This is a genomic window from Komagataeibacter xylinus NBRC 15237, from assembly GCF_001571345.1.
Taxonomy (GTDB): Bacteria; Pseudomonadota; Alphaproteobacteria; order Acetobacterales; family Acetobacteraceae; genus Komagataeibacter; species Komagataeibacter xylinus.
Window position 1 is genome coordinate 22,415 of the sequence record NZ_BCTP01000014.1, and the last position, 17,645, is coordinate 40,059.

Annotated in this window: 13 protein-coding genes; 8 read left to right on the forward strand and 5 right to left on the reverse strand. The window is 67.2% G+C overall.

Annotated elements, in window-relative coordinates:
* Positions 1-48: 48 nt before the first annotated feature.
* The 4 genes from GXY01S_RS07665 to GXY01S_RS07680 form a co-directional block, all read right to left on the reverse strand.
* On the reverse strand, positions 49-1,170 hold the full coding sequence (locus GXY01S_RS07665) for a glycosyltransferase family 4 protein (protein ID WP_061273760.1): 1,122 nt from the start codon (positions 1,168-1,170) through the stop codon (positions 49-51).
* Positions 1,167-2,864, reverse strand: a complete 1,698-nt coding sequence (locus GXY01S_RS07670) for a heparinase II/III family protein (protein ID WP_061273823.1) — start codon at positions 2,862-2,864, stop codon at positions 1,167-1,169. Before GXY01S_RS07670 ends, GXY01S_RS07665 begins: the two co-directional genes overlap by 4 nt.
* Before the next feature lie 40 nt (positions 2,865-2,904).
* Positions 2,905-3,582, reverse strand: coding sequence for a ribulose-phosphate 3-epimerase (rpe, locus tag GXY01S_RS07675; protein ID WP_061273763.1), 678 nt, complete (start codon positions 3,580-3,582; stop codon positions 2,905-2,907).
* Positions 3,583-3,676: 94 nt separating this feature from the next.
* Entirely contained in the window at positions 3,677-5,035 is a 1,359-nt protein-coding gene (locus GXY01S_RS07680; protein ID WP_061273765.1) for an RsmB/NOP family class I SAM-dependent RNA methyltransferase, read from the reverse strand.
* An 87-nt stretch (positions 5,036-5,122) separates the two neighbouring features.
* Between GXY01S_RS07680 and GXY01S_RS07685 the strand changes: the two genes are divergently transcribed.
* From GXY01S_RS07685 to GXY01S_RS07710, 6 genes are all read left to right on the forward strand, one after another.
* The gene (locus tag GXY01S_RS07685) at positions 5,123-5,806 is read left to right on the forward strand and encodes a YggS family pyridoxal phosphate-dependent enzyme (RefSeq protein WP_061273767.1); all 684 of its coding nucleotides are present in this window, start codon (positions 5,123-5,125) and stop codon (positions 5,804-5,806) included.
* A gap of 126 nt (positions 5,807-5,932) precedes the next feature.
* The gene (locus tag GXY01S_RS07690) at positions 5,933-7,933 is read left to right on the forward strand and encodes a potassium transporter Kup (protein WP_061273769.1); all 2,001 of its coding nucleotides are present in this window, start codon (positions 5,933-5,935) and stop codon (positions 7,931-7,933) included.
* A 147-nt stretch (positions 7,934-8,080) separates the two neighbouring features.
* Positions 8,081-9,253 (forward strand): radical SAM family heme chaperone HemW, encoded by a 1,173-nt coding sequence (gene hemW, locus GXY01S_RS07695; protein ID WP_061273771.1) that lies wholly within the window; start codon positions 8,081-8,083, stop codon positions 9,251-9,253.
* Between the two features lie 24 nt (positions 9,254-9,277).
* Positions 9,278-10,420 carry a nucleoside hydrolase gene (locus GXY01S_RS07700; RefSeq protein ID WP_082770776.1) on the forward strand — a complete coding sequence of 381 codons (1,143 nt, stop codon included), beginning with the start codon at positions 9,278-9,280 and terminating at the stop codon, positions 10,418-10,420.
* Positions 10,421-10,429: 9 nt separating this feature from the next.
* Positions 10,430-10,873: a DUF1489 family protein gene (locus GXY01S_RS07705; RefSeq protein ID WP_061273772.1), complete on the forward strand. Its 444-nt coding sequence runs from the start codon at positions 10,430-10,432 to the stop codon at positions 10,871-10,873.
* Positions 10,874-10,905: 32 nt separating this feature from the next.
* Entirely contained in the window at positions 10,906-11,967 is a 1,062-nt protein-coding gene (locus tag GXY01S_RS07710) for a lytic transglycosylase domain-containing protein (RefSeq protein WP_061273774.1), read from the forward strand.
* A gap of 151 nt (positions 11,968-12,118) precedes the next feature.
* On the opposite strand, the gene GXY01S_RS07715 is transcribed toward GXY01S_RS07710, so the two are convergent.
* Complete coding sequence (locus GXY01S_RS07715) at positions 12,119-14,155, reverse strand: glycoside hydrolase family 3 protein (protein WP_255210390.1); 2,037 nt, start codon at positions 14,153-14,155, stop codon at positions 12,119-12,121.
* Positions 14,156-14,379: 224 nt separating this feature from the next.
* Between GXY01S_RS07715 and GXY01S_RS07720 the strand changes: the two genes are divergently transcribed.
* Together GXY01S_RS07720 and leuS are read left to right on the forward strand one after the other, a co-directional pair.
* Positions 14,380-14,913, forward strand: a complete 534-nt coding sequence (locus GXY01S_RS07720; protein WP_061273829.1) for a DUF3576 domain-containing protein — start codon at positions 14,380-14,382, stop codon at positions 14,911-14,913.
* A gap of 98 nt (positions 14,914-15,011) precedes the next feature.
* Positions 15,012-17,645, forward strand: a complete 2,634-nt coding sequence (leuS, locus tag GXY01S_RS07725) for a leucine--tRNA ligase (RefSeq protein ID WP_061273831.1) — start codon at positions 15,012-15,014, stop codon at positions 17,643-17,645.

Consider the following 17,645-nt stretch of genomic DNA (forward strand, 5'->3'; position numbering starts at 1 on the left):
CGGCGTTCCTTGAAGCTTTAAAAAAAAAGCTTCACCCAAAACTTTTGATCAGTCAGGCCTGCCCGTAAGCAATGCCGTAACCCGGGCCATGACAGCCGCCTGCGTATACCGCGCAAGGGCGCGGGCCCGCCCGGCTGCGCCCATGCGTTCGCGCAGGGTCGCATCCTGCACCAGCCGCCCAAGGGCACTGGCCAGCGCGGCGGCATTGCCGGGGGCGACCAGCAGCCCGGTCTCCCCCGCCACGACCTGCTCACGCGGGCCGCGAATGGTTGTGCTGACAACCGGCAGGCCGCACAGCATGGCCTCGATCACGCTCATCGGCAGCCCCTCGAAATGGCTGGGCAGGGTAAAGATATCCGCCGCCGCCATCAGGGCCGCCACGTCCTCGCGGTAGCCCAGAAAAACCAGCCGCGCCCCCAGCCTTGCACGGGCCGCCGCAAAACAGGCCGCAAGGTCCGCGCCCCGGTCGCTCGGCAGGCGTTCCCCCACGATCCACAGCACCGCGTTATCGGGCACGCGCTCCATCGCCGCCAGCAGTTCGGGGTAGCCCTTGGCGCGCACCAGCCTTGATACGGCCAGGATGACCACCTGCCCTTCCCTCACGCCCAGCGCCGCGCGCAGCCGGGCGCGGGCCTGCGGGTCAGGGTGGAAGGTGGCCGGGTCACGCCCGTTGCCAATGGCGGTGGCGTGGCGGTGAATGCCCAGCCTGCGGGCATCGCGCGCTTCTTCCTCCGATACGGTGAGGTAGATGTCGGTCACGCGCCCGGCCAGCCATTCCAGCACCAGCGCCGCAACGCGCCGCACCCTTGAGCCGGGCTGGTTGAACAGAAAGCCGTGGCAGGTATAGGCAATGCGCGGCACCCCGCACCACCGGGCGGCGAACCGCGCCAGCAGGCCGCTTATGGGCATGTGGGCATGCACCATGTCAGGCTTTTCCGCCCGGATGACACGCACCAGCGCCCGCCATGCCCGCCACTGCGCCCGTGGCGAGAGCGTGCGCGACATGGGCACGCACACAACCCGCAGTCCATCGGCACGCATTTGCGCCAGCAATGGCCCATCGGCGCATACGCCCGCAACCTCATGCCCTTCGGCCCGCAGCGCCTGCATGAGGGGAAAGAGAAACTGCCGCATCGAGAAATCGACATTCGTGATTTCAAGAATCTTCATGTCAGCAGCAGCAGTTTCTCACGCTTCAGCCCCCAGCGCACCACCTGCCGGATCTTGCCTGGCGGCACATCGCCAAGCGGCGTGCTGCCCTGTGGCGGCGGGGCCGCGGGCTCCACGCCAGCCTCCTGCCCGCCTTCCGCCATCCTTGCCGCCGGTTCCACCTGCACCACAAGCTGAAGCGTGCGACACGGCACCTGCCCGCCGGAATAGACGCTCTCCTCGATCGAGACCACGCCGCCTTCCGCACGGAAGCGCCAGTGCTGCTCGCCAGCGGAAAGCAGGATGGAACCATCAAGCGCATCGACTGCCGTAACCGACGGGTGCAGGTGCAGCCGCAGCGCGAAGGCCAGTTCGCGCTCGCCCTCCAGCGTTTCCTCGCCGCGCAGGACCTCGCCATCGGCCGAAAGGTAAAGCCTGCGGTAATACGTCGCCCCGGCGGAGGCATGGTAGCCATCATGCGACAGGTTGAGCCAGTGCGCCCCTTCGGCCACGGCGTGCTCCACCCCCACATGGGTGGGGCGGCGGCGAACGGTGCCATCCTCGCCAAATTCGGCGGATGACATGCCCTCCACCGTCACGACCGCGTGCGCCGCCGTCTGCCGCAGGGCGTCCTTCCATGCGGGCAGCACGCCGCCCCCGCAATTGACGATCAGACGCTGACGCGCGCACGAGAACTCGAACGACAGCGTGCCCGCATGCGCATTGTGGTCAAACGGGGCCGGGGCGGGAATGCCCGCATCAACCAGAAGCAGCGAGCGCACGGCCTGCATGCGCACGAACCCGCCATCGGGCATGACACTGGCCACGACCCGCGTGCGCGTGGCCTGCGACAGCACCATGTCAATCAGGGCAGCACTGCGCTCATGGCTGCCATTGAACAGCGCCAGCCCCCCGTCGCCATGGCGCATGGCGCGCAGCACCGGGCTCATCTTGTCCAGCGCCAGGGCTACTGAATGCGGCAGCGCGTGCTGCACCGCCTGCATCATGGCCCGCATCTCGGCCAACTCGCGCAGGGCGCGCAACTGCACCTCCGGGCTGCGCTCGATGTGCCAGCCATCGGGCAGGACCTGGCTTTCCACCACGTTGTCGATATAGCGGCGGTAGCGGGTCAGGAACCCGGTATATTCCGGCATGGCCACGGCCACGGCCAGCAGCCCCTTGAGTGCCGCCAGTCCCTGCCAGCCCGGCTGCTCGGGCGGCATGAGGGCGGCGATCATGCGCCCTTCCACCAGAATGCGGGCCATGAGGCGCTGGCGGAACGCATCGCTGGCGGAGGCGGCAAAGAAATCATAATGCCCCAGCCACGCCGCGACCCGCGCGCCGATCACCCCGCATTCAAGCGCCATCGGGCTTTGGGAGGGATGGTGCAACCAGTCATCCACCAGCGCGCGCGCCTTGAGCCGCGCGGCATCGGTGCCCACGGCGCGCAGGTCGCGCAGCCAGCGAAAGCTGAGCAGCCCTTCACGGAAGGCAGGCTCGAATGCCGGGTCATCCCACTGCCCCGGCCCTACGGGGTGGGTATAGCCCGCCCATGTCAGGCTGCCACGCGCAAGCCTGGCGCCCGCGGTGGTATTGCCCGGCCACAGGTCGCGCACGTTGTGAACGGGGGCGGCAGGCAGGTACCTGCCATCACCCAGAAGCGGAAGGCGCGCAAAGGAGACGCGCACGACGCGCGCGAAGCGGGTCAGTGCCATGGGCACCCACCACCACCATGATGGATCGGCAAGCCCTGCCTCACGCCGGGCTATGCGCCCCGCTGCGCAGGGCCGCGATGGCGGCACCGTAATCGGGCTGCCCATAGACGGACGTGCCCGCAACCAGCACGTCAGCGCCTGCGGCAACGGCCAGCGGCGCGGTTTCAGCGGTGATGCCGCCATCCACGCCAATGCGGATGTCGCGCCCGGTGGCATCAGCCATGCGGCGCAGGGTCTCGATCTTGCGGAGCTGGCTGGTCAGGAATTTCTGGCCGCCAAAACCGGGGTTGACGGTCATGACAAGGATCATGTCCACCAAGTCGAGCACCTCGCCCACCGCCTCGGGCGGGGTGGCGGGGCAGATGGCAACGCCCGGCTTGACGCCATGATCGCGCACATGCTGCAGCGAGCGGTGCGTATGCGGCCCGGCCTCGACATGCAGGTGGATATGATCGGCCCCCGCCCTGGCGAAGGCTTCGATATAGGGATCGACCGGCGCGATCATGAGATGCACGTCAAACGGGAGCTTTGATGTGGGGCGCAGGGCCTTGATCAGTTGCGGACCCATGGAGAGGTTGGGCACGAAATGCCCGTCCATCACATCAAGATGCAGCCAGTCGGCGCCAGCGGTTTCAACCGCGGCGACTTCCTCCGCCGCGCGTGAAAAATCCGCAGCCAGCAGGCTCGGCGCGATAAGGGGGGTGTTCAGAGCAGCCATCCCTGTTTTTTAACAGAAATCCCTGCCCGACGCCAACCTTTCATCACACTTCCCCCGGTAATGTGTCCGCCTGCCCGCGGGGCCGCAGCCTCTCTCACCCCCGGCGGAAGCGCGCGGCAAAGAAGCCATCCATGCCGCCCCGATCAGCCAGCATGCCCGGATGGGTGCGCAGCCAGCCCTCCGGCGTGCGGGCTTGGGGCAGGAAGGCCAGTTCCTCGGGCGTGAACGGATCGGGGACCAGGCCCATGGCCTGCGCCGCGCGGGCGCGCTGCTCGCCTTCCTCGGGCTGGAGCGAGCACACGGCATAGACGAGCCGCCCGCCGAGGCGCAGCATGTCGCGGGCGGCGGCGAGCAGGCGGTCCTGCCCTTCGGTCATGGTGGCGATGTCACGCGGGCGCTTGATCCACATGGCATCGGGGTGGCGGCGGATGGTGCCGGTGGCCGAGCACGGCGCATCGAGCAGGATGGCGTCAAGCGGGGCCTCGGGCCTCCAGGTGGCGGCATCGGCGTGGATCACCTTCACGTCCGCCAGCCCCAGCCGGGCGAGGTTGGCGCGCAGGCGCTCAAGGCGGCGGCCCTCGCGCTCGATGGCGAATACCTCCGCCCCCGCGCAGGCCAGTTGCGCGGTCTTGCCGCCAGGGGCCGCGCACAGATCGGCCACGCGCTCGCCTGCCGTCACGTTGAGCAGGCGGGCGGGCAGCGTTGCCGCCATGTCCTGCACCCAGAAAGCGCCTTCGGCAAAGCCGGGCAGTTCGGCCACCTTGACCGTGCCCGCCGCGAAACGCACGCTGCCGTTGGGCATGACCTCGCCGCCGGGCGGGGCATCGCAGCCGGGCCTGATGGTCAGGTCGAGCGGCGGCTCATGGCCCAGCGCACCCGCGATGGGGCGGACCAGCCTGCCCCAGGACTGCCACAGCCACGCCGGCACATCGAGCCGGGGCTGGTCCAGCCCCTCAAGCGCTTCGACGCCCCCAGCCGCCACCCGGCGCAGCACGGCATTGACCAGCCCTGCAAACGGCACCAGCCCCCGCCTGCGCGCCAGCGCCACCGAGGTGGCCACGGCGGCATGCGGCGGCGTGTCAAGAAACAGCAGTTGCGCCACGCCAATGAGCAGCACCACGCGCACCGGCTCGGGCGGCTCGCGCTTGAGGAAGGGGGAAAGCACCTCGTTTGCCGTGCCCATGTGGCGCAGCACGGTGGCGGCCAGCCGGTGGGCGGCGGCGCGGTCGCGCGGTTCGGCGGTGCGGGCGGCGGCGGAATGCTCGAGCGAGGTATCGAGCATGCGGCGATGGACGATCACCCCTTCAACGATATCGAAGGCAATGTCGCGCGTGGGGTCAGGGGCAACCTTGCCGCCACGCCGGTCGGGGCGACCCGCGCGATTGCGACGCCCATCGGGGCGGGCATCAGGGCGGCCATCGGGGCGGGACGACGGGGATGGGGGAGACTTCATGTAATCCTGACCTGCAAATGCGGCACTTCACGGCGCGACGGCGCCTGGGGGCTTGACCGGGCCGCTATTCATGCCAAGCCTAGGGCCATGTCAACATCCGCATCCATAGCACAGGCCCTGAGCGGTATCCGCACCCGCATTGCAACGAGTGCGCGCGAAGCAGGGCGCGACCCCTCCAGCGTAGGGCTGGTGGCGGTGTCGAAATTCCATCCGCAGTCCAGCGTTCTCGCGGCACTCGAGGCAGGCCAGCGCCTGTTTGGCGAGAACCGCGTGCAGGAGGCGGCGGCCAAATTCCCCCCGCTGCGCGAGCGTTTCCCCGACCTGAAGCTGCACATCATCGGCGGGTTGCAGACCAACAAGGCGCTTGAAGCGGTAAAAATCGCGGACATGATCGAAAGCCTCGACCGCCCCGCCCTGTCGGATGCGCTGGCACGCGCGGCGGACAGGGCAGGCCGCTTGCCGCAATTGCTGGTGCAGGTGAATACCGGCGATGAAAGCCAGAAATCAGGCGTGAAGCTGGAAGAGGCCGATGCCTTCATCACCGACAGCATGACCCGCTTTGGCCCCGCCGTGCGCGGGCTGATGTGCATTCCACCGCAGGGTGCCGACCCCACGCCACATTTTTGCACGCTGGCAGGGCTGGCGGCACGCCACGGGCTGCCGGTGGCATCCATGGGCATGTCGGCCGATTTCGAGACGGCAATCGCCTGTGGCGCCACGCTGGTGCGGGTGGGCAGCGCCATTTTCGGGGCCCGCCCCGCCCACGCCTGAACGGGGCGGAATGGCACCCGAGCACACAGGGGCCTTGCTGCACATGGGGCGAGGCGGTAATGCGGAACTATCCGGTCGCGATGTGATGCCGGTTTTCAGTCTTCATTGCCGCGGAGCCGTCACGACATGACGCAACCCACGGGGCCTGTTGCCCCCGGATCCTCAACGACGCCGGATGGCGGCGCGCACCCCGTGCCTGCCGCACAGCAGGCCAATGCCGCGCCCAAGATTACCGAATACGGCGCCGACCAGCACGAGCATGCCGCGAACCCGGTCGGCTTTGCCGCCCTGCTCAGCGTGCTCGGCGTGGTGTTTGGTGATATCGGTACCAGCCCGATCTACGCCCTGCGCTCGACCATCATGGTCGTGTCGCAGCACCACAAGATCGAGCCGTGGGAAATACTGGGTGTCCTGAGCCTCATCATCTGGTCACTACTGCTGATCGTGACGGTGAAATACGTCATCCTGATCATGCGCGCCGACCATAATGGCGAAGGCGGGATCATCTCGCTCATGTCGCTGGCCCAGCGCGTGGCACCGAGCAACCGCATGCGCATCGCGCTCGGCATGGTGGGAATCGGCGGCGCGTGCCTGTTCTTTGGCGATGGCATGATCACGCCCGCCATTTCCGTGCTCTCGGCGGTGGAAGGGCTTGAGGTCAGTTTCCCCGCCGCCCATGACCTGGTCATTCCCATCGCACTCCTGGTGCTGGTGGGGCTGTTCTCGGTGCAGTGCTACGGCACGGGCAAGGTGGGCACCATATTCGGCCCCATCATGCTGGTGTGGTTCAGCCTGCTGGGCATCCTTGGCGGGCTTGAAATCCTGCACCACCCCAAGGTGCTGCTGGCCATCTCGCCCACCTATGCGGTGCAGTTCATCGTCTATCACGGGTGGCTGTCGTTCATTGCCCTTGGCTCGGTGGTGCTGTCGGTTACGGGTGCGGAAGCACTTTATGCCGATATGGGGCATTTCGGCCGCCAGCCCATCCGCTATGCGTGGCTGTTCTGCGTGCTGCCGTGCCTGGCGCTGAACTACCTGGGCCAGGGCGCGCTCATCATCTCCGAGCCCAAGGCGCTGGAGAACCCGTTCTTCCTGCTTGGCCCGCACTGGATGCAGGTGCCGATGATCATCCTGTCCACCATGGCCACGGTCATTGCCAGCCAGGCGGGCATTTCGGGCGGGTTCTCGCTGTGCCGCCAGATCATCCAGCTTGGCTACCTGCCGCGCCTGCGCGTGACCCACACCAATGCGGAGGAAGAAGGCCAGATCTACCTGCCCGAGTTCAACCGCTTCCTCATGGTGGGCGCGCTGCTGCTGGTGCTGGCCTTCCGCAGTTCCGATGCGCTGGCCTCGGCCTACGGCATTGCGGTGACGGGCACGTTCATGTGCACCTGCGTGCTGGCCATGGTGGTGTTCCGCAGGCTGTACCACTGGTCGCGCCCTGCGGCGATTGCCACGTTTGGCGGCTTCTTCCTGCTTGATACGACGTTCTTTGCGTCGAACGCGCTCAAGATCCCGCAGGGCGGCTGGGTGCCGGTGCTGCTGGGCGTGGTGCTGACCCTGATGATGACGACCTGGAAAAAGGGCCGTCAGCTCATCATGAACCGGCAGAAGCAGGACAGCATGCCGATGAACTCCTTCCTGGCCCGCCTGCCGCAGTCGCGCATCATCCGCGTGCCGGGCACGGCGGTGTACATGACCGGCAACCCCGATTTCGTGCCCGCCTGCCTGCTGCACAACCTGAAACACAACAAGGTGCTGCACGACCACGTGCTGTTCGTGACCGTGCAGACGCTCGACCAGCCCGAGGCCGATCATGGCCACCGCGTGGCGTTGCAGGAGCTTGCGCCCGACATCTACCGCATCATCCTGCGCTACGGCTTCATGGAAATGCCCAACCTGCCCCGCGCGCTGGAAGACCTGAAGGCAAGCGGGCTGGACTTTGATGCGCTGCAGGCCTCGTATTTCACCAGCCGCGAGCTGCTGGTGCGCTCATCGGTGCCCAAGCTTTCACGCTGGCGCATGTCGCTGTTCCTGTTCATGGCGCGCAATGCGACGCCGGCGACCGAGTTCTTCCGCATTCCGCCTGACCGCGTGGTGGAGCTGGGCGTGCGGCTGGGGATCTGATAAAAAAAGACAAAAGTTTTTGGGTGCCGCCTTTTTTCAAAAAGGCGGCATTCTTTTTGAAGCTTTTTGAAAAAAGCTTCCCCAAAAACTTTTTACAGTTCGTAAGGAGTTTCGTTGGCCGGGTTTTCACACAGTCTCGCATCCAACATGGCCGAGCCGCTGGCGCTGTACGTGCACTGGCCGTTCTGCCTGTCCAAATGCCCATACTGCGACTTCAACAGCCATGTGCGCGATGAAATTCCCCGCGCCCGCTTTGGTCGCGCACTCAGGCGCGAACTGGCCCACGAAGCAGCATTGATGGGCGACACGCCCGCCGAGCGCCCGACCATCAGTTCCATCTTTTTTGGCGGCGGCACGCCATCCCTCATGGCGCCCGAGACGGTGGCGGGGCTGATTGCGGATGCCCGCGCCGCCTTCGGCTTTACCGACACTGTGGAAATCACGCTCGAAGCCAACCCGACAAGCGTGGAGACCGGCCTGCTCCGCGCCTTCCGCGCGGCCGGGGTCAACCGCATTTCAATGGGTATCCAGAGCCTTGAGCCCGAGGCCCTGCGCTTTCTGGGCCGCGAGCATGACGCGCCGCAGGCCATTACAGCCCTCGAGACCGCGCGCAAGCTGTTCGAGCGCATCTCGTTCGACCTGATCTACGCCCGGCCCGGCCAGACCGAAGCCGCGTGGCGCAGCGAGCTTGAAGCCGCCCTGGCGCTGGTGTCCGATCACCTGTCGCTCTATCAGCTCACCATCGAGCCGGGCACGAAATTCGAAGGGCTGTACCGCCAGGGCCGCTTCCGCCTGCCCGAAGGCGATGACGCGGCAAGGCTGTATGAACTGACTGCCGAGGTGGCGGCTCGGCATGGCCTGCTGGGCTACGAAATCTCGAACTACGCCCGCCCCGGCGCCGAGAGCCGCCATAACCTGACCTACTGGCGCTATGGCGACTACCTGGGAATCGGCCCCGGCGCGCATGGGCGGCTGACCCGCAATGGCGTGACCTGCGCCACCCGCCGCCACCGCGCGCCCGAGCCGTGGGCCGAGCGCGTGGAGCGCACGGGCACCGGCGCCCACCCCGATGAGCGGCTCGATAACCGCGACCGCGCGCGTGAAATGCTGCTGATGGGCCTGCGATTGCGCGAGGGCATCGACACCGCCCGCTTTGCCCGGCGCACCGGCATGGCTGTGGCTGACGCGCTTGATGCCGACATCCTGAACATGGCGACTGATGAAGGCTATCTGGTACTTGACCCCGCAGCCCAGCGCCTGCGCGCCACCGACGCGGGCCGCCTGCGGCTGGAAAGCCTGCTGGCCGCGCTGGTGCTTTGAGGCATTAGGCCATACGATAGGGCCATGCATTCAGGGCAGGGAGATTGCCGCGTGTTGTCATCCATCCTTTCGCGGTCCACCCGCCTCGCCGCCACCGCCGCGGCCCTTGCCTTCATGGCGGCACCCGCCATGGCAGCACCCGCCACGGGCGGCCCGGAACTGATGATCGAGGATAACGACTTCCTCGGCCCCGGCGGGTCGGACCAGCTTTCCACCATTCCGCTGCTGTTCAACCCCCATGTGCGCGTGCTGGGCTTTACGGTGGTGAGTGGCGACGGGTGGGAGAACGCGGAATCCGCCCATCTGCGCCGTCTGCTTGAAATCATTGGCAAGGCTGACGTGCCGGTGGCCGATGGCGCGGTCTACCCGCTGGTCAACACCCGTGCCGAAATGCGCCTGCATGAGCAGCAGTACGGCGCCATTCCGTGGAAGGGTGCCTGGGGCGGCATTGGTTCCATCGATACCGCGCCCGACATGCAGCCCGCCATCGGTACCATGAAGGAAGGCGCGCCCCATACGCCGCCTGCAAAACAGGACGCCGTGCAGTTCCTGATCGAGCAGGTGCATGCCCACCCGCATGAAGTCACGATTGTGGCCGCAGGCCCGCTGACCAACCTCGCCCTTGCCATCCGCCAGGACCCCACCTTTGCCGAGACGGCGAAACAGCTCATCTTCATGGGCGGCATGCTTGATACCAGCATGATGTCGATTACCGGCAACGCGGACTTCGCCTCCGACTTCAACATGATCTTCGACCCCGAGGCCGCCCACATCACGCTGACCGCGCCGTGGAAGGCGATTACGGTGGTGGGCAGCGTGTCGAACGACCTCATGCTCTCACGCGAGTACCTCGGCCAGATCACCAGCAAAAAGACGCCGCTCACCACCTATATCGGCAGCTATTACGACCCGCTGCCCATGTGGGATGAAATGACCACCGCCATCGCCGCCGACCCCACGCTGGTCACCTCCGCCGTCGATGCCCGCATGGATATCGACACCAGTCGTGGCCCGCATTATGGCCATGCCTTTGTGGTGCCCGAGGCCCTTGCCCCCAAAGACAGCCCCATGCGGGTAATGCATATCGTGCGCAGCATTGATGAAAAGCGCTTCCGCGAGACCTTCATGCATGCGGCGCAGGGCGATGCCGCACCCCCCGCGCGGTAAGGGCCGGGCATGCTGCATATGGTCAAGCTGGCGGTTGGCGTGCATTCCCTTGAGGAACTCGCTGCCCGCCAGTCGCTCCAGATCCCGCCAGCGGATGACCTTGATGGCACCAGCCCTTCGGGCCAGCCGTGGTTCCGCACGCGCATGTATCCACGCCGGGCGGCGGAAATACTTGATGGTGGGTCGATCTACCGCGTCATCGCCGGGCGCATCCTGTGCCGCCAGCGCATTACCGCCATCGAACCTGACACGCGCGATGATGGCGTGGCCTGCGCGCGGGTGGTCATGGCGCCCGAAATCATTCCCGTCAGCCCACGTGCCATGCGCGCCTTTCAGGGCTGGCGCTACCTCAAGCCCGCAGACGCGCCACCCGACCTTCTGGCAAACAGCCATGCGGGCGACATCCTGCCCGAAGCCCTACGCAACGAACTGGCGGAACTGTGCCTGATCTGAACATGCTCCCTGCACCTCCCTCCCTGCGGGACATGACGCGCCTGTTTCTGCTTGCTATTGCAGGCCTCGGGCTTGCCGCCTGCGCCACGTCACCCGGCGGGGGTGGCAGCAGCCACACGCATGCCAGCTATGGCAGCTACTACAAGGGCAAGGCCGCCTACCGCCCGCCAGGTCCTGCGACCGACCCGTGGCAGCCCTATATTGCCGATGCCTCCAGCCGTTTTTCCGTGCCGCAGGAATGGATTCGCGCCGTGATCCAGAAGGAATCGGGCGGGCACGAATATATCGATGGCCGCCTCACGCGCTCGGCCAGCGGGGCGATCGGGCTGATGCAGCTCATGCCGCCCACCTATGCCGAGATGGAGCGGCGCAATCACCTCGGCTCCGACCCGTATGACCCGCACAACAACATTCTCGCGGGCACGGCCTATATCCGCATCCTGTACGGGCTGTATGGCGCGCCCGGCTTCCTTGCCGCCTATAACGCAGGCACGGAACGGCTGAACGATTACCTTGAAAAAGGTCGCCCGCTCCCCAGCCAGACGGTTCGCTACCTACGCATCATCACCCCCAATCTTGGCAATGAAGTGGCACTGAGCGGGCCGCTGGCGGTTTATGGTTCTTCCGGCCAGCGGGTAACATCCACGCCCACGCCGCTGGGCAACGGCACCACCATCCAGCCCGACCACACCTATGTGCAGTACGCGACCCTCAACCCGCCCGCCCCCGTGCAGCACCGCACGGCCTGCGTGCATGATGCCAACCTCGCCTATGATCCCGGCAGCAGCGCCTGCCACACCGATGCCCGCACGGCTGCCGCCGCGCCCAGTGCCGGTGCCGGATATGGGGCATGGATGGTGCAGGTTGGCGCGTTTTCAGCCGAGGGGCAGGCCCGCTTTGCCAACTCCATGGCGCGGCAGGGTGACTTTGCGGCCCTGCAGGGCGCGCGCAGCCTGGTCATTCCGGTCCGGCGGCCCGCGGGCGTGATCTACCGCGCCCGCCTCGCCGGGCTTTCGCAATCCGCCGCGACACGGGCCTGCGCCACGCTGAAGGACCAGGGCCTGCCCTGCACCGTCATCCGGCCCGGAGAGTAAGAAACTGTTCGAAAACAGTTCATTGATGAAAAACAACAAAAGTTTTCGGGTGCCGCTTTTTTTCAAAAAGGCGGCGTTCTTCAAAGCTTTTTGACAAAAGCTTCACCAAAAACTTCCAACAGTCTCACAAGAAACCTTCAATCGTTACCGCTCATTCAGCGATCACTATCGGGGCGGGCTGGTTTTCCAGCGTGGCGGGTATGTGCAGCGCGGGCAGGTGCAGTGTTGCATGCCGCACCAGCATGACCGATGAAAACCCGAGCGAGAGCGTATAGTCGCCTGCCGCCACGGCCCAGTTGCCAGCCATATTGTTCCACTGCCCCACCAGCCGCAGGCTGACCGGCACGCTCAGCCGCACCGGGTGCCCCGGCGTGACCATGACGCTGCGCCACGCGGCCAGCCTGCGCGGATTGCCCGGCAGGTCGGGCGGGGTTTCGACATAAAGCTGGGGCACGGCCCGCACCGCCGCCGTGCCGGGATTGGAAAGCGTGAAGCTGGCATTGAGGTGATTGCCCTCACGCGCCACGTGCAGTTCGCTCAGCACCAGCCGCCCGCGGGCCGACAGCCCATAGCCAAACGGAAACAGCGGCACGACATGCGCGCGCTCGAACGCGCGGTAATTCGCATCGACCATGCCCGGCGGGTAAAGCCCTCCCGTCAATGTCACCGGCAGATGACCCGAGAAATCCTGCTGCCCCGACAAAAGCGCCGATAAAGCCTGCGCATATTCATCACGCCATGCCCAGCCCTGCACCACGCTATCGACCGCATCAAGCCAGGGCATCTGCCGGTCGGGGTCATCGGCGGTCAGCACCACGGCCACGTGGCCGCCAAGCTCGGCCAGGGTGGTGATCATCTGGTTATCGTCATTGCTGGCGCTGAGCACCAGCGTGCGGGCCGCCTGCGCGCAGGCGGCCGGCAGGGTGCCCGTCGCCCCCGCGCCATCAGGCGCGATGGCCACCGTCACGTTCAGCCCGGCATGGCGCAGCCCGTCGGCCAGCAGGTCGGCCGCCCCCCGCATGGCCGGGTGCACCAGCACCAGCACCGGGCCAAGGGCGGGATCAAGGGGCAGAACACGATTCTCGTTTTGCAGCAGCACCGCGCCCTCGGCCTCCACGTCACCCACCAGCGTATCAACGGGCGGGGGCTGCACGCCGGTGCGGGCGGCAGCGAAAGGCGGCGGATGGTCAAGGCTGCCCGCCATGTAGAACGAGGCCAGGATATGCGTAACCATGGCCTGCACCTGCGCGGGCTTTATGTGCCCATCGCGCACGGCCTCGCGCAGCATCTCGCCCAGCACGTCGGGCCTGCCGGGGCCGACCTGCTCCATGTCCACCCCGGTCGCGACGGCATCGAGCGCGGGCGCGCCGTCCGTGCCATGCACGGCACCTGCGGGCACGGCCCCGCCCGGCACGGCCATGATCATGCCGGAAAAATGCCATGCCTCGCGCACCATGGCCTCAAGCCCCGTAACCGCCGCGCAGGGGGCCATGCCGCCGCACAGCATCGCGCCGCCATGCGCCACCTCCAGCGCCATGGCCACGCCCAGCAGGCTGTGGGCCGCAAGGTCGGCAGCCTTGACCGGCGCGCCGCGCTCGGGGGCCGCGCCATCGGCACGCACCTGCTCCTCACGCACGACCGAGCCAAAAACCGGCAGCACATGACCCGATAGCAGCCCCGCCCCGATCATGCCCGCCATGCTGCCCGCCAGCACCTGGTCCTCCCCGCCCTGCAACCGGCCCGAGGGCAGCGTGTCCACGCCGCCCACGCGCAGCACCGCGCGGCCATGCAGCCATTCCGCCCGGGCGCGGGCCACGCCTGCGCGGCGGGCGAGGTCGGGGTCCCATGTCGCGGCCAGCGCCAGCCATGGCAGCATGGGCCGGGGCGGGCCATCACCGGGTTGCGCGGGGGTGGCGAAGGTGGGCATGCGCAGCACCGGCAGCCCCAGCCGGGGCACGCCCGGCCAGGCCAGCAGGCCGGGGGCGTTCTCACCCCCGTCGGTAGCCGGAACGGGGCGGGCCTGGAGCACGGCCTGCTGCTCGGCGGGTTGCAGGCGGGCCGCCATGTCCGCCGCCCGCGCGCCAGTCGGGCTTGCGGCGAGTGCGACCGCCGCATGCGCCGGAACGGCAAAAGACAGCCCGGCCATGAGCAGGAAGGTAGCAGACCCTGTAAGCGCGTGTTTCATCATGTTCCGCAGCAGTTGGCGTGTATGCCCATTTTTGCGCTTCAATGGCCCGATTGTCACGCAGGGCACGGTAAAGTGCCCATGCGACTTGGCGTGGCAGGCGCGGCAGGATATGAAGAAGAATAACGCGACAGGCCGCAACGCCCCTGCCCGGCATGCCCGCCGGTGTCCGGGCGGGTGGCCGGATCACCACATGCGGGGCCATCCCCGGCGTCCACAGAGGCATCATGACCCTTCGCCCGTTCCAGCCTGCTCCCTCTGCCGCCCCCCCGGGCCGTGCCCTGCTGCCACGCGCCGCACTGCCCGCCCTGCTTGCCGCCAGCCTGCTGGCCGCCTGCGGCAGCGCGCCGCAGCACGACAAAAGCGGCCTGGCCGTGCCCCAGAACCGCCTGCTCAAGGAAGATCGTGGCGCCAATGGCGGCTCTACGCCGCTGGAAAGCAACGGGGTCAACGCCTTTTTGTGGCGTGGCGCGCTTGATACGCTGTCCTTCATGCCGTTTGCCTCGGCCGATGCCGTGGCGGGCGTGATCCTGACGGACTGGTACACCCCGCCCGCCACCAAGGATGAACGTTTCAAGATCACCTGCTTCGTCCTCTCGCGCAGCCTGCGCTCGGATGCGGTGCGCGTGTCGGTTTTCCGCCAGGCCTATGAGGAAGGGCAGTGGGTCGATACCCCCGTTGCCGCCAATACCGTGTCCGACATTACGGCCCGCATCCTGACCCGCGCGCGCCAGCTCCGCACCGATAGCGGCCAGCACTAGGCCCCGCGCCCCGCATCAGTCCCGGCCGGGTCGTGCGCTGCCCGGCCCTTTTCAGCGGGCGCGTGCCGCCTGCCCTCCGCATACCGAACCAGAAGAAGATGACCGAAACCAGCACCCCTGCCGATAACGCCGCCCCCGCCTATGATTTCCACACGGCCGAGCCGCAGTGGCAGGAACGCTGGGCTGCCTCGGGCATCTTCGACGTGCCGGACGTGCCCCCCGCCGACCGGCCCAAATACTATGTGCTGGAGATGTTCCCCTACCCGTCGGGGCAGTTGCACATGGGCCATGTGCGCAACTACACGCTGGGCGACGTGGTGGCGCGCTACAAGCGCGCGCGCGGCTTCAGCGTGCTGCACCCGATGGGGTGGGACGCCTTCGGCCTGCCCGCTGAGAACGCGGCGCGCGAGCGCGGCGTGCATCCGGGCCAGTGGACGATGGACAACATCGCCGCCATGCGCGCCACGCTGAAGCGCCTTGGCTTCTCCTTCAACTGGGACCGCGAGATCGCGACCTGCCTGCCCGAATATTATGGCAAGCAGCAGAAGCTGTTCCTCGACATGCTCAAGGGCGGCCTGGTCGAGCGCCGCGAAAGCTGGGTCAACTGGGACCCCGTGGACAACACCGTGCTGGCCAACGAGCAGGTGGTGGACGGGCGCGGCTGGCGCTCGGGCGCGCTGATCGAGCAGAAGAAGCTCTCGCAGTGGTTCCTCAAGATCACGCAATTCGCCCCGCAACTGCTTGAGGGCCTGTCCACCCTGCCGCGCTGGCCCGAGCGCGTGCGCACCATGCAGGAACGCTGGATCGGCCGCTCGGAAGGGGCGAAGGTCCGCTTCGGCCTGCACGAGCCACCCACGGGATTCGACACCGACCTTGATTCGGTCGAGGTGTTCACCACCCGCCCCGACACGCTGTTCGGCATGTCCTTCCTGGCCATTGCCGCCGACCACCCGCTGGCGGCCAAGGTGGCCGTGGGCAATGCGAAGGCGCAGGAATTCATTGCCGAATGCCAGCGCCTTGGCACATCGGAAGAAGCGATCGAAACCGCCGAGAAGCGTGGCTTCGACACCGGGCTACGGGTCAGCCACCCGTTCATGCCCGATAAATCCTTCCCGGTCTGGATCGCGAATTTCGTGCTGATGGATTACGGCACGGGCGCCGTGTTCGGCTGCCCCTGTGGCGACCAGCGCGACCTTGACTTCGCGCGCAAATACAACCTGCCCGTCACCCCGGTCATCCTGCCGCCAGGCGCCGAGGCCGGGACGTTCACCATGACCGACAAGGCCTGTGACGGCCACGGCACGCTGTTCAACTCCGGCTTCCTCGACGGGCTGGACACGGATGCGGCGAAGAAAGAGGCCATCACCCGGCTTGAGGGCATGGGCGTTGGCCAGGGCGTGGTCAACTGGCGGCTGCGCGACTGGGGCATTTCGCGCCAGCGCTACTGGGGCTGCCCGATCCCGGTCATCCACTGCACCGATTGCGGCGCGCAGCCCGTGCCCGATGACCAGCTGCCCGTAAAGCTGCCCGAGGACGTGACCTTCGACCGCCCCGGCAACCCGCTGGAACACCACCCCACCTGGAAGCACGTGGCCTGCCCCAACTGCGGCAAGCCCGCCCTACGCGAGACCGATACCTGCGACACCTTTGTCGATAGTTCATGGTATTTCGCCCGCTTTACGGCACCGCACGCGCCAACACCCACCGTGCCCGCTGCCGCCGATGGCTGGCTGCCGGTGGACCAGTATATCGGCGGCATCGAGCATGCGATCCTGCACCTGCTCTATGCCCGCTTCTTTACCCGCGCCATGCACGAGACCGGGCACCTGCATGTGGATGAGCCGTTCAACGGGCTGTTCACGCAGGGCATGGTCAACCACGAGAGCTACCGCGACGCGGAAGGAAACTGGCTCTACCCCGAGGAAGTCGAGCGCCGCGCGGACAGCGCCGTGCGCCGCGACAACGGCGCGCCGGTCACGATTGGCCGCGTGGAGAAGATGTCCAAGTCCAAGCGCAATACCGTGGCACCCGTGGCCATCATCGAGCGGTTTGGCGCGGATACGGCGCGGTGGTTCGTGCTGTCGGACAGCCCGCCCGAGCGCGACATGGAATGGACGGAATCGGGTGTCGCGGCCTCCGCGCGCTTCCTGCAGCGCCTGTTCCGCCTTGCACGCGCCGTGGCCGAACAGACTCCGGCGGATGCGCCCTGCCCCGCCACCCTTTCACGCGCAGCTGACGGGCTGCGCCGCGCAACACACCGCGCCATCGCCGCCGTAACCGAGGCGCTTGAAGGCTTCAGCGCCAACGTGGCCGTGGCCCGCCTGCATGAACTGACCTCCGCCCTGGCCGAGGCCGAGAAGGCGGCAGGCGAGGACGGCATGGCCTTTGCCCGCCGCGAGGCCGCCACCATGCTGGCCCTGCTCGCCGCCCCCATGGTGCCCCACCAGGCGGAAGCGATGATGGCGCTGCTTGAGCCCGGCGGCCAGCCCGTGGTGGAACGCGCCTGGCCTGCCGCCATCCCTGACCTGCTCAAGGCCAGCGAACTGACCATTGCGGTGCAGATCATGGGCAAGCTGCGCGGCACCATTGCCGTGGCCCCGGACACGCCCGCGGACAAGGTGATCGCCCTGGCGGAAGCCGAGCCGAACGTGGCCCGCCTGCTTGAAGGGGCGAGGATCGTCAAGCGCATCCATGTGCCCGGCCGCATCGTCAATTTCGTGGTTGCGAAATAG

Excerpts from the sequence above, each read along its gene's own strand:
- GXY01S_RS07700 (WP_082770776.1), top strand. The coding sequence starts at position 9,278 with ATGCATTCAGGGCAGGGAGATTGCCGCGTGTTGTCATCCATCCTTTCG.
- GXY01S_RS07680 (WP_061273765.1), bottom strand. The coding sequence starts at position 5,035 with ATGAAGTCTCCCCCATCCCCGTCGTCCCGCCCCGATGGCCGCCCTGAT.
- GXY01S_RS07665 (WP_061273760.1), bottom strand. The coding sequence starts at position 1,170 with ATGAAGATTCTTGAAATCACGAATGTCGATTTCTCGATGCGGCAGTTT.
- GXY01S_RS07690 (WP_061273769.1), top strand. The coding sequence starts at position 5,933 with ATGACGCAACCCACGGGGCCTGTTGCCCCCGGATCCTCAACGACGCCG.
- hemW (WP_061273771.1), top strand. The coding sequence starts at position 8,081 with ATGGCCGAGCCGCTGGCGCTGTACGTGCACTGGCCGTTCTGCCTGTCC.
- GXY01S_RS07670 (WP_061273823.1), bottom strand. The coding sequence starts at position 2,864 with ATGGCACTGACCCGCTTCGCGCGCGTCGTGCGCGTCTCCTTTGCGCGC.
- GXY01S_RS07705 (WP_061273772.1), top strand. The coding sequence starts at position 10,430 with ATGCTGCATATGGTCAAGCTGGCGGTTGGCGTGCATTCCCTTGAGGAA.
- rpe (WP_061273763.1), bottom strand. The coding sequence starts at position 3,582 with ATGGCTGCTCTGAACACCCCCCTTATCGCGCCGAGCCTGCTGGCTGCG.
- leuS (WP_061273831.1), top strand. The coding sequence starts at position 15,012 with ATGACCGAAACCAGCACCCCTGCCGATAACGCCGCCCCCGCCTATGAT.
- GXY01S_RS07715 (WP_255210390.1), bottom strand. The coding sequence starts at position 14,155 with ATGATGAAACACGCGCTTACAGGGTCTGCTACCTTCCTGCTCATGGCC.
- GXY01S_RS07685 (WP_061273767.1), top strand. The coding sequence starts at position 5,123 with ATGTCAACATCCGCATCCATAGCACAGGCCCTGAGCGGTATCCGCACC.
- GXY01S_RS07710 (WP_061273774.1), top strand. The coding sequence starts at position 10,906 with ATGACGCGCCTGTTTCTGCTTGCTATTGCAGGCCTCGGGCTTGCCGCC.
- GXY01S_RS07720 (WP_061273829.1), top strand. The coding sequence starts at position 14,380 with ATGACCCTTCGCCCGTTCCAGCCTGCTCCCTCTGCCGCCCCCCCGGGC.